Annotated in this window: 11 protein-coding genes; 8 read left to right on the top strand and 3 right to left on the bottom strand. The window is 30.5% G+C overall.

What is annotated here, in order from left to right; genetic code table 11:
- The first annotated feature begins 14 nt into the window (after positions 1–14).
- From B3R94_RS13500 to B3R94_RS13480, 5 genes are all read left to right on the top strand, one after another.
- On the top strand, positions 15–1,346 hold the full coding sequence (locus B3R94_RS13500; RefSeq protein WP_280051128.1) for a TolC family protein: 1,332 nt from the start codon (positions 15–17) through the stop codon (positions 1,344–1,346).
- A gap of 2 nt (positions 1,347–1,348) precedes the next feature.
- Positions 1,349–2,395 (top strand): HlyD family secretion protein, encoded by a 1,047-nt coding sequence (locus B3R94_RS13495; protein ID WP_219034486.1) that lies wholly within the window; start codon positions 1,349–1,351, stop codon positions 2,393–2,395.
- A gap of 4 nt (positions 2,396–2,399) precedes the next feature.
- Complete coding sequence (locus B3R94_RS13490; protein WP_291101469.1) at positions 2,400–3,962, top strand: hypothetical protein; 1,563 nt, start codon at positions 2,400–2,402, stop codon at positions 3,960–3,962.
- A gap of 492 nt (positions 3,963–4,454) precedes the next feature.
- Positions 4,455–6,041 (top strand): hypothetical protein, encoded by a 1,587-nt coding sequence (locus B3R94_RS13485; RefSeq protein WP_291101466.1) that lies wholly within the window; start codon positions 4,455–4,457, stop codon positions 6,039–6,041.
- The gene (locus B3R94_RS13480; protein ID WP_291090054.1) at positions 6,038–6,640 is read left to right on the top strand and encodes a hypothetical protein; all 603 of its coding nucleotides are present in this window, start codon (positions 6,038–6,040) and stop codon (positions 6,638–6,640) included. Before B3R94_RS13485 ends, B3R94_RS13480 begins: the two co-directional genes overlap by 4 nt.
- A 13-nt stretch (positions 6,641–6,653) precedes the next feature.
- Here B3R94_RS13480 and B3R94_RS13475 read toward each other — a convergent pair whose 3' ends face one another.
- From B3R94_RS13475 to B3R94_RS13465, 3 genes are all read right to left on the bottom strand, one after another.
- Complete coding sequence (locus B3R94_RS13475; protein ID WP_115001096.1) at positions 6,654–6,917, bottom strand: hypothetical protein; 264 nt, start codon at positions 6,915–6,917, stop codon at positions 6,654–6,656.
- An 84-nt stretch (positions 6,918–7,001) separates the two neighbouring features.
- Entirely contained in the window at positions 7,002–7,871 is an 870-nt protein-coding gene (locus B3R94_RS13470; protein WP_286475296.1) for an acyl-CoA thioesterase, read from the bottom strand.
- 8 nt (positions 7,872–7,879) lie between these two features.
- Entirely contained in the window at positions 7,880–8,845 is a 966-nt protein-coding gene (locus B3R94_RS13465; RefSeq protein WP_291101461.1) for an NAD(P)H-dependent flavin oxidoreductase, read from the bottom strand.
- A 191-nt stretch (positions 8,846–9,036) separates the two neighbouring features.
- On the opposite strand from B3R94_RS13465, the gene B3R94_RS13460 reads away from it, so the two are divergent.
- From B3R94_RS13460 to B3R94_RS13450, 3 genes are all read left to right on the top strand, one after another.
- A complete protein-coding gene (locus B3R94_RS13460) occupies positions 9,037–9,525 on the top strand; it encodes a T9SS type A sorting domain-containing protein (protein ID WP_280062160.1) in 489 nt (162 codons plus the stop codon).
- Complete coding sequence (locus B3R94_RS13455) at positions 9,522–11,681, top strand: carbohydrate-binding domain-containing protein (protein WP_291101457.1); 2,160 nt, start codon at positions 9,522–9,524, stop codon at positions 11,679–11,681. Before B3R94_RS13460 ends, B3R94_RS13455 begins: the two co-directional genes overlap by 4 nt.
- Positions 11,682–11,830: 149 nt before the next feature.
- A partial coding sequence (locus tag B3R94_RS13450) for an MATE family efflux transporter (RefSeq protein WP_291101454.1) occupies positions 11,831–12,672 on the top strand: 842 nt, incomplete at its 3' end.

Raw genomic sequence — 12,672 nt, 5'->3', positions numbered from 1 at the left:
ATAAATAATACAAAATGATATTTAAATTCGTTAAATATCAGTTGCTTACATTGTTGTTAATGCTGAGTGGGTTGAGTTATGCTCAAAATGAAATAGACTATAACCAACTGAAATTAAGCAAAGCAATTGAAATTGGACTTCAAAATAATAAAAAATTACAAATTAGCGCTTTAAAAACTAATATTGCTGAATTAAAAGAGAAAGATCTTAAAAACGAAAAATTACCAGATGTAGACTTTCACACTGGTTTTAATGTTTTGAGTAATTTACGCCAATTCGAAGACGGTGTTCTAAAACCTTCTACAAAATATGCTGTTCCTCGAGTGAAATACGATTTTACACTTTCGGCAGAAATTCCAATTTATTTAGGTGGTAAATTAAAAAATGATGAGAAAAAATCTGAAATAGAAACTAATATTTCGAAACTGCAAGTTCGAAAAGATGAACGAGAATTGAGAATGCAAATCATCACAGCTTATTTACAAGCGTTGCATTTGCAAGAACAACAAAAGTTAATTTCAGATAAAATGAGAGAAGATTCGGTTGTGATTAAACAAACAGAATCCTTGAAAAAAAATGGTTTGGTAACCTACAACGAAGTCTTGAGAACAGAATTGCAATTGTCAAATCATAAAATGTCTTTTACAGAATTGGCGAATGAAATTTCGATTATTGAACATCAAATCAAAACAATTTTAGCCTTACCAGAAAATCAAGAAATGCATATTGACACCAATGATTTGTTTACAAATGAAGAGCATTTGGGTTTGGTTGATGAAATGATTTTGGAAGCAATGGATCAAAGTGAAAGTTTGAAAATTGCGAAAGATGATTTGAATTTGAAAGAAATTGATAAGAAAATTACCAAAGCCAATACATTACCAAAAATAACTGCTGGTGCTGAATATGGATATAATTATCCAAACTTTATGTTTTTTCCTCCAGAAGAATATTTGTACAGATTCGGTTCTGTTGGGGTAAATGTTTCGATTCCGTTGAGTAATTTTTTCAAAAATAAACAAAAAATGCAAATCGCAGATCGTAACATTTCAATTGCAAAATTAGAAATAGAAGAGAAAGAAGAACAAATTCGACACGATGTTTTTGCAGCGAATAAACGATTAGAAGAATCGATCGATAAAATAAAAATTGCGGAAGAAGCAATTGGTCAAGCTAAAGAAAATTATCGAATTGTTCGAACAAAATATGTCAACAAATTGAGTTTGATTACAGAACTTATCGATGCAGATAACGCTTATTTAGAGGCTCAATCGAATTTGATTTCATTGCAGATCAACAAACAATTAAAATACTATCAATTACAATACGTTTTAGGAAACTTATAAAAATGGGAAAACAACAGACAAAAGGAGAAAAACGAATGAATAGAACGCTTTCGGCGATTGCTTGGATTTTTATTATCATAGGAATCACTGCAGTGGCTTGGTTTTATTTCTTTTCGAGTTCACATGTCAATACAAATGATGCGCAAGTGCGACAATATATTACACCAGTTTCGAGTAAAGTTTCTGGTTTTATCAAAAAAGTAAATTTCGAAGAAAATCAATTTGTGCACAAAGGTGATACGCTTGTTGTGATTGACAATAGAGAGTTTCAGAATCAGATTGATATTGCCGAAGCAAATTTAGAATCGACTTCGCAATCTGTTTTAACCTACGAAAAAGCGGTAGATACAAAATCAAGTGATGTTAATATTGTTAATGCAAATATAGAAGCTGCTAAAATAGAGGTTTGGAGAACGGAAAAAGATTATAATCGTTTCAAAAATTTAGTACAAGAAGATGCTGCAACTGTGCAACAATTTGAAGAAGTTGAAGCAAAATATAAACAAGCAAAAGCAAGTTTGAGTGCTTTGGAACAACAACGTAATGCAGTAAATGTTAGTGCGTCTGCTGAACAAACAAAAGTTGCGCCTGCAAAAACTCAAATTTTACAACGAAAAGCCCAATTGAATGATGCCAAACTTACTCTCTCATATACCTATGTTGTGGCGCCTTATGATGGTTGGGTTGGAACAAAAAATATTCAAGAAGGTCAGTTAATAAAAGAAGGACAAGCCTTAGTACAAGTGGTTTCGAAAGAGAAATGGATTGTTGCGAATTTTAAAGAAACGCAAATTGGAGAAATCGATTTGGATCAACCTGTTATTATAAAAGCTGATGCTTACAAAAACATTGAGTTTGAAGGAAAAATTGAATCACTTTCGCCAGCTTCTGGGTCTGAGTTTGCTTTGATAAAACCTGATAATGCAACAGGGAACTTCGTGAAAATTGAACAACGTTTTCCTGTAAAAATAATTCTGAAAGAGTCTAAAAATAACGAAAAATTACGTACCGGAATGAATGTAAATGTTTCCGCAGAAAAAGTAAATTAAATAAATGTCACAACAAAATTCAATATTCAATAAATGGGTTCCGCAAAAATTGGTTGTGCCAATTTTTATCCTTGCGCTATTTCCTCACTTGATGATTTTGACGATATTCAACATGAATAGTACGTTTACAGCATCATTTTTGGATTTGGAGGTCGATGATTTGCAGTTCCTTTTTTCGATGGCGTATGCCACTATTGTTTGTGGCTTATTTATTCACGTTCGATTTTTTCACTTTTTCAATATCAGAAGTTATTTGCTAACAATGACCATGCTCAACATTTTGGTATTGTTTGGAATGACATTGACGACAAATACAGAATTGATTTTGATTCTGCGTTTCATTCAAGGACCTTTATCGCTTTTCGAAGGTTGTATTTTGTTACCAATCATTATGTCGAATATTAAAAGTGAACATTCAAAATTGATTGCTTATTCGTTTTTGTACGGCGTAATGTTAACAGGAGATAAATTCACGACTTCTATTGTGAAGTTTGCGATTGAGAATTATAACCACAATATGATGGTGTATACGATTATGAGTTTTCATGTTGTTGCATTAATTATTTATGTATTTTTCTTTAATCACAACAGAATGTTTCCTAAAAAACCATTGTATCAATTAAATTTAGGAGGAATTTTTTTGATGATTATTTCCCTAATTTCTGGTGCATTTTTCTTGATTTACGGAAAAAAATATTATTGGTTCGAATCGCCAATTATTATCATAGCATTTGCATCAACACTCGTTTTTAGTGGTTTATTTTTATTGCATCAAAAAACAGCCAAACGACCTTTGTTCCATTTTGAGATTTTCAAATCAGAACGTGTCATTTTAGGAATATTAATGTTTTTTGTTTTCTATACTCTGCGTGCTGGGATGAGCAATATTTACCAAGTTATGTCGACAGTTTGGAAATGGCAATGGGAATATGTGTTGCAGATTCAATATTTTAATGTGGCAGGTTCTATCATTGGTGTTGTATTTTCATTTTTTATGGTTAAGAATAAAGTTGATTTCAGAAAAATATTTTTTCTTGGATTTGTACTTTTAGCCATGAGCATGTTGTGGTTTAGTTATTTGTTTTATCCAGACGCAAAAGTCGAGGCAATAGCGCCAACATTGATGTTAGAAGGAATTGCACAAGGTGTTATTTTTACGCCATTGGTGTTGTATATTACAGGTTCTGTACATCCTTCTATTACTGGTAGTGCGGCACAAGCAGGTACGGCGATTCGTTTTTGGACTACAACAATTGGTTTTTCGTTAATGCAAAATGCAATTTTATATTTGACGACTAAACATCAATTTTTGATGACCAAAAATTTAGACAAAACGAGTCCGATTTTCCAACAACAATGGAATAGTTTGTTCAATAAAAATATTGCGAGTCATCTTCCAAACGAAGCAGAAAGTATTACTGCTGCAGCTTTAAAAGCAAAATTGTATAACCAAGCTTTGTTGGTTAGTAATATAGAGATTTTCCGAACATTGTTTGTTGTGGGAATTATCGCTGCGATTTTTGTAATTCTTTATCAACCGATAAAAAATAGACTTTTACATCCTTAAAATAAGTTTTATAAATTATTTTTTATTTAATTGACGTATTTGATTTAATAGAATCAAGTACGTTTTTTTTATGACAAATTTTAAAAATGAATGTTTTATCAAAATTATCTTGTAAAAAGGAGGTGTTTTAAAGTTTTTTAAATTTGAAAATGGCGTAAATGAACAAATTATATTCTCAAATAATCAACTTGTTTTTCTGAGACAGCACTTACTTTTGCCATCAAAATAAATCAAACGAAAAATGATTAATGTTATAGAAAATATTAATTGTATTTTATTGATTTTAAATTTGTTATAGTTTTATAAAAATGAATCATCGTATTTTAACGATTTATTATTCAGAATCACATTTTAGCCTTTTGACTTTTCTCAGGCAGCTTCCTTTTTTTACTTTTTAGGTAAGATAATCACGAAATCAATAAAATATTTTTAATTAGACAAACTTTCGAATGAATGTTTTGAACTTGATTGTAAAATTGAATAAATAACTCAATGCACAATCAACATCCCATTTTCAAGAAATGGATACCAGAAAAATTGGTGCTTCCAATTCTCATTGCCGCGTTGATTCCGCATGTGATGATTCTCTCACTTTTCAATATGAATAGTACGTTTACAGCTTCATTTCTAGATGTTGATGTAGACGATTTACAATTCATTTTTTCTTTGGCTTACGCAACAATTGTATGTGGGCTTTTTATTAACGAACGGCTTTTTCAGTTCTTTAATATTCGTTCCTATTTATTGTTTATGACGATTATCAATATTGTATTAATGTTACTGATTTCGTTGACAACAAATACGCAATTGATTTATCTGCTTCGTGTGATACAAGGAACAACATCTTATCTCGAAGGTTGTATTATAGTTCCGCTAATTATGTCGCGTATAAAAGGCGAATATGGACGATTATTAGGAAATACGTTTTTGTATGGATTTATGATGACGGCTGATAAATACACGACTTCTATTGTGAAATTTGCCATCGAAAATTACAATTTCAATATGGTGATTTATACGATCATCTTTTTTCATGTTTTATCATTATTGATTTACGTATTTCTTTTTAGTCATGGTAGATTGTATCCCAAAAAACCTTTGTATCAGTTGAATTTGGCTGGTTATTTTTTGATGATGTTGTCATTAATAGCAGGAGCTTTTTTATTGATTTATGGTAAAAGATATTATTGGTTCGAATCGCTTTATATCGTTATTGCGTTTGCTGCAATGCTTATTTTTTCGGGCTTATTTATTTTGCAACAATTAACATCTAAAAAACCGATTTTCCATTTCGAGATTCTTCGCTCCGAAAGAGTTATTGTAGGGATGTTGTTGTTTTTTACATTTTATATTTTCAAATCGAGTATGAGTAACATTTATCAAGTGATGAATGTTGTTTGGAAATGGCATTGGGAGTTTGTTTTGCAAATACAATATTATAATTGTGCCGGAATTTACATAGGAGCATTGTTTGCTTATTACATCATCACACAATTTCAAACGCAATATAAGTATGTGTTTTTTGGAGGTTTTTTTTGTTTAACGTTTGCTATGTTGTGGTTTAGTTACATTTTGGTTCCAGATACTCGTCCGAATGCAGTTATTCCGCCATTATTGATGGAAGGAATGGGACAAGGAATGTTGTTTGCGCCAATTTTGCAATATATGGTATGTTCTATACACGCTAATTTTTCTATGAATACTATGCAAGCAGCAGTCGCAATGCGTTATTGGTCGTCGACAATTAGTTTTTCGATTATGCAAAATGCAATTCTTTTCTTGACGACTAAACATCAATTTTTGATGACGAAAAATCTAGATATTACCAATACAATTTTTCAAGAACAATGGAATAACTTATTCAATAAACACAATACAACTCATTTAGTAAATGAATCGATCAGTTTGACAGCGACCAATCTAAAATCTCAATTGTATAACCAAGCTTTGTTGATTGCAGATATTCAAATTTTTAGAACATTATTTTATTTTGGAATTGTAATGATGGTTTTTATTATGATTTATAATCCAATCAAAGGAATTTTACATCTTAGGAAAAAGAGAAAAGAGAGTCATTGAATTTAGTTATATCTTTGAAAGATATACTTTTATTTATGTACTATCCTTTTGATATATTAGAATCTTTTGATCAGATTTTGAAATTAGAAGTTGTTGGCTATGATGAACCAAACAGTGGAAGAGAGTTGTTAATTCCTAAAATAACAATTGAAGGAGTAGATATTACTGAACGATTTAAAGAGGTGAATGGAGGTTCGAATAGAATAATAATGAATGTGAATTTTGAATTTTCTCATTCTTTTTTACCAGTTGTTTTTATTCCTTATGAAAGAAATTTTATTCTATATTACTATAAGGATGATATTATATCTATTATTAATCATCATTCAAATTTTAATCATAATTGGTTTGTAATGAATTTTTTTTCTAACAATTTTTTTGTATTTATATCGAGAAGAAATTTGATTTTTAAAAATTTAATAAACAATACATATTATAAAATTCATGCTAAAGAAAACGAGTTGTTTAAAAGTGTGAATATTGATAAAGATGATTTGTTTATTTTAGAAAAGTCTATTGTTGAAATAAATGATTACAGAATAAATTATTTAGAAACTTTATTTGAAGTAATTAATATAAACGAAGTAGAATTTAAGTGACGAAAAAATTAATCTATTGATTCGCTTTTTTTCTGGTATTGATTTCTGCATTTATTTTCGCTAAACCTGTTATAAGAGGAATAAAAGTTACAGAACATGATAATAAAATAACGAATGTTACATTGATATCATATTTGTTTGTCATCTTCAGAATTAATAAAACGATTGCAATGAGTAATAAAGGAATTTGAATGCTAAGATTTAGTTTGTTAACTTTTTTTCTTTTATCATTTAATTCTTCTAATGTTAATTCGCTCAAAGGTTTTTCTTTGTTCATCTTAATTGTTTTATTAAAGATAGTAAAATCAAATTAAAAAATAGATTCAACAAAAAAGCTAACCAATTCGGTTAGCTTTTTTCATTATTTATCTTTTACTATTGGTCTGATTAAACCTTCTTGTGCAACGCTACAAATTAGTTCACCAGAACGATTGAATAAATTTCCTCGTGTAAAACCTCTTGTGTCATTTGCACTTGGAGATTCAACATTAACTAATATCCAATCATGCAAATTTGGTTCTCTATGGAACCAAATTGAATGATCTAAACTTGCCATTTGCGTATTTCCAAAATGAGCTTTAGAGGCATGTGGTTTTATCGCTGTTGATAACAAATTGTAATCAGAGCTATACGCAATTAATTGCTGAATAATAGGTAAAGGTAAATCCTTTGGAACATCATTAAAAGTTAACCAAACATTACTAAAATTTGGATAATCTTTTTTCTCAAATGGATTGACAAATTCAACAGGTTTAAAATCTAAGGGACGCTCTGCTAAGACAAATCGCATTATTGATTTTGGTAAAACCGAACCAAATTGTTCTGCGACATCGTTCCAACTCATTAATTCTTCAGGAGGCGTTACAACAGGCATTTCCTCTTGGTGTTCGTAACCTTCTTGCTTCAACTGAAAAGAACAAGCCATTACAAAAATAGGCACACTGTCTTGTTTTGCTGTAACAACACGCGTACTAAAACTTCCTCCATCACGAAGATTTGCTACTTCAAAATAGATAGGTTTTTCTAAATGTCCAGGTAAAATAAAGTAGGAGTGAAGGGAATGACAAAAACGATCTGCAGGAACAGTTTGATACGCCGCGTGCAAAGCTTGACTTACAACTTGTCCTCCAAAAACATTTGGACTTCCCATAAAAGAACTTTTCCCTTCGAATAAATTTTCTTCTAGTTTTTTGAGAGAAATTAATTCGATGAGTTCTTGAGTAGTTTTCATTATTAAGTTTAAAATTTCAAATTATTTAATTTCTGCACATTTTGTTCTAATGCACATTTATATTCATTTTTCATTCGATTGATTAATTCTTCGGTAGAAATAATATCATGAATTCCAGAAACTCCGTGTCCAGCAGACCAAATGTCTTTCCATGCTTTATGTCCATCGCCTCCAATTAATTTCGAAAAATCTTCTTCTTTCTTTTCGTCTAAATCAATTCCAGAATGAATAATACTTGGTTTCAAGAAATTTGCATTTACACCAGAAATTCCATCTGTATAAATCACATCTTCGAAAGTAGAATCGACTAACATTGTTTTATAATCTTGATTCGCAGAGGCTTCTTTTGTCGCGATAAAACGAGTTCCGATGTATGCAAAATCAGCACCCATATTTTCAGCTGCTAAGATATCATTTCCGTTGTTCATCGCTCCTGCTAAAATTAAACAACCATCATAAAAAGTACGAATGTCATCAATCAAAGCAAAAGGATTAGCCGTACCAGCATGTCCACCAGCACCAGAAGCTACAGCAATAATTCCATCTACACCAGCTTCGGCAGCTTTTTCCGCATGACGTTTTTTGATCACATCATGAAAAACCAAACCTCCATAACTATGAACTGCATCTACAACTTGTTTTACAGCACCAAGCGACGTAATAATAAGCGGTACTTTATATTTTGCACATAAAGCTAAATCACCTTCGAGACGAGGGTTTGTTTTGTTAACGATTAAATTCACTCCAAATGGAGCTGCTTTTTTACCTGTTTCATCTTCAAATTGTTTTAATTGAGAAGTGATATCAATTAACATTTGTTCGAAATCTTCGGAAGTTCTTCCATTCAAAGAAGGAAAAGTTCCGCAAACACCATTTTTACAAGCTTCTACAACTAATTCAGTTCGAGAAACAAGAAACATAGGAGAAGTGATTAAAGGTAAATCTAAACTATTTTTAAATTCTTGTAGGGTCATACTAAAATTTTTTTTTGATGTGGTATAGGATGCAATATAAGGATAATTTAGAATGAAAATCTAGAAGTTTTTAATAGAAAAAATGAATTTAACGTTCTTTTATAGAAAATATTTACCGACAAATTTTAACGGTTTACCGATTAAATTTAGAAATGAATAATTGAAATTTTAGTTTTGACAAAACACTATATATGAAACTAAATAACAAATTTCTAATTAGGTTCTTGTTTGCGATTTTTTTGTTTGTAAGTTATAATGCTCTCGCACAAACAAATATAGTTATCAATTACTATACAGGAACCCAGCAACAATATGCTGTTGAAGATTCTGGAAAATTATTTTTTTCAAATGATAATTTAATCATTAAAACATCACTTGAAAGTACTGAAATTAATATTCCAGTTTCAATTATTTCTAAGATTACGTTTAAAAATTCTCTAGCAGTAGAAGATATTAAGCAGAATAGAGAACAAATCATCATTTATCCAAATCCTGCAACTAATTATTTTAAAATTTCTTCTAAAGAAGCAAAATCTACGTTAAATATTTATAATTCAGCGGGACAATTAGTCTTATCTAAAGTCTACAAAAAAGATGAAGAAATAAATGTATCAAATTTATTACCTGGGATTTATTTTGTAAAAGTGAATGGTTCAACTTTAAAATTAATAAAGAAATGAGAAGTTTTTTACTGATTTTTATTCTTGCTTTGATTCCATTTGGAGTAAAAGCTCAGCATAATATTAATGTTCATTATGCAGGAAACACAATCTACAAATCCGAAATTACTAAAGTTGATAGTATCAAGTTAACGAATCAATTTGTTAATATTAAAGAATCTTCAATTGTGTCAACTTTTGAAATTCAGAAATCATTTATTGATAGTATTTCCTTTGATACTAATCCTATAAATGAAAGAGAAATTTTTGTGATTTATAATGGATTAGAAAACGCAACAATTATTAATCCGTATAATGATAAAGGCGTTGTGATTTCTGTAAATGGAGGAATAGTTTCGGCAACTTCTACTGCAGGAATTACAAACTTGGTTTATAATTTAATCGGAACATCATCAAATGGTTCTTTTTCGCTTAATACTGATTTGTCTTCAAAATTAGTATTTAATAATTTGAATTTAACAAATCCAAACGGAGCCGCAGTCTCGATTAGTGGAAAGAAAACAACAACTATTGATGTAAAACAAAATTCTAAAAATACTTTAATAGATGGAACTAGTGGAAGTAATTCTGGTGTAGTGACAAGTAATGGAGCGCTTATTTTTGAAAATACAGGAAATTTAACAATCAAAGGATATAAAAAGCATGGAATAAATTCGAGTTCTTTGATTACTGTAAATAATGGAAATATTGTTGTTGAAACTGCTGTTAGCGATGGATTACATTCAGAAGGTTTTACAATGATTAATGGAAATCTGAAAGTAAATTCTTTAAGCGACGGAATTGATGCAGGCGATGGGAAAATAACTATTTCTAATGGAAATATTGATATTGTTTCGACTTCAGATGATGTAAAAGCAATAAAAAATGGTGCAGCAGATGTTGATATTTCAGGAGGTACAATTGTTTTAACAATTTCAGGTGCTGCTTCAAAAGGTATAAAATCGAATCAAAATATTAATATATCAGATGCAAATATTACAGCATCTATAAGTAGTAAAGTAATTCTTGAAGCAATTGGAAGTGGATATGATCCATCGTATGGAACAGTATTAAAGTCGGACAAAAATATTACAATTAATTCAGGAACGTATGATTTTACGTTAACCTCTGCTTCTCAAGGAGGAAAAGGAATTTCTGCTGATGGAGAAATTATTATTAATGGAGGTACAATAAATATTAAAACTGCTGCGACTGGTGCCGTTTATGTAAATGAAAGCGGAATAAAAGATTCTTATGCTTCTACTGCTATAACAGCTGATACTAATATTTATCTTAACGGAGGAAATATTACAACTACAAGTTCTGGTAATGGAGGAAAAGGGATTTCGGCTGATGGTAATATTACAATAGGAGAGCTAAATAAAGATAATTCTTTGTTAAATCTAAATATTACAACATCTGGAGAAAGATTTCTTGTATCAGGATCTGGTAATAATGCAGATTACGCAAATCCTAAAGCTGTAAAAGCAGATGGTAATTTAACTGTTAATAGTGGAACGATAACAATAAAAGGAACACAAAATGCAGACGGAGGAGAAGGTTTGGAAAGTAAAGCAATTCTTACAATTAATGATGGAATAATTAATATTGAAACCTATGATGATGCAATTAATGCAGCTACTGCTATAATAATTAATGGAGGAAATACATGGGTGAAAGCAAGAGGAAATGATGGGATTGATAGTAATGGAACGCTTACTATAAATGGAGGGTTTACAGTTTCAAACGGAGCCAGATCACCAGAAGAAGGTTTTGATTGTGATAATAATACATTCAAAATAACTGGAGGTACAATAATAGGTACGGGTGGAGCAACGAGTAATCCTACAACGAATGTAAGTACGCAACGGTCAATAAAAATCACAACAACTTTTACCAATAATACATCAACAATCATTAATCTAAAAAGTTCTACTGGAACACGAATCTTAACATATAGAATTCCTGCTTTTTCTTCTAATGGAAATGGTAATTCAGTTACTATTTTAATCACAGATCCTTTGATTATATACGGAAGTTACACAATTAGTAAAGGGGCTTCAGTTTCTGGAGGAACAGAATCTCCAAGTGGGTATATTGTGGGAGGAACAGTGACTGAAGGAAGCACAACAAAATCATTTACGGTTAGTACTATGTTGACAACTGTTTCGTTGTAAAACGATTTAAATGAAATATACTGATATAGAAAAAAGATCAAAATTTTATTTTGATCTTTTTTTATTGATTAATTTTAAATTACATCACAATTTCTAAATGTAGAAGCAAAACCTTTGCTGTATCTTTGCAATTGTAAATAGAGAATAAATTGGAATTAAAAGAGCATTTAAGGCGTAATATCAAATTAGCATTTCCTGTAATGATTACTCAAATGGGGCAAATTTCTGTCAACATTATTGATAACATTATGGTTGGTGGTTTAGGTGGAAAATATGATAATATAGAAGATGAGGTTTTGGGTAAAACAGCTCTAGCAGCAGCTTCTTTAGGAAATTCATTGTTTTTTGCAGTTTTAGTATTTGCTTTCGGATTTAGTTTTGCGTTGTCACCATTGATTGCAGCAGAAGATTCGAAAGGTGATAAAAAAATGGCTGCAAATTATTTTTCGCACAGTTTGGTCTTAAATATTACGTTATCAATCGGTTTATTCTTATTGATTACATTCCTAAAACCGCTGATGTTCTACATGGGACAACCCGCTGATGTAGTAGAAAAATGTATTCCATATCTTACGATTATGACATTTTCGATGATACCGTTGATGATTTTTCAAACGTTTCGTCAATTATCAGAAGGTTTATCTTTAACGATTCCTGTTACAATTGCAACTGTATTGAGTAACGTGATTAATATTACGTTAAATTATGGTTGGATTTATGGAAACTGGGGATTCCCACGTTTAGAAGTCGCTGGTGCAGCTTGGGGAACATTCGTTGCGCGTTTGGTAATGATGATTTTCTTAATTCTTGTTTTATTTAATTTTAAGAAAACGAAATCTGTATTACAAGAAGTTCAATTTAAGGCAAGTAATTTTCAGAAAGCTATTTTCAGAAAAATTGCTGGAATTGGAATTCCAACCGCGTTAACTTCTTTCTTCGAAATGAGTGCATTCTCTTTGGCAGCCTTTGTTTGCGGTTATACATTTACAAA

Origin of the sequence: Empedobacter sp. UBA7611 (assembly GCF_002484365.1) — a bacterium.
GTDB lineage: Bacteria > Bacteroidota > Bacteroidia > Flavobacteriales > Weeksellaceae > Empedobacter > Empedobacter falsenii_B.
The sequence above is the reverse complement of the archived record's forward strand: the minus strand, read 5'-3'. Positions and strand labels throughout refer to the sequence as shown.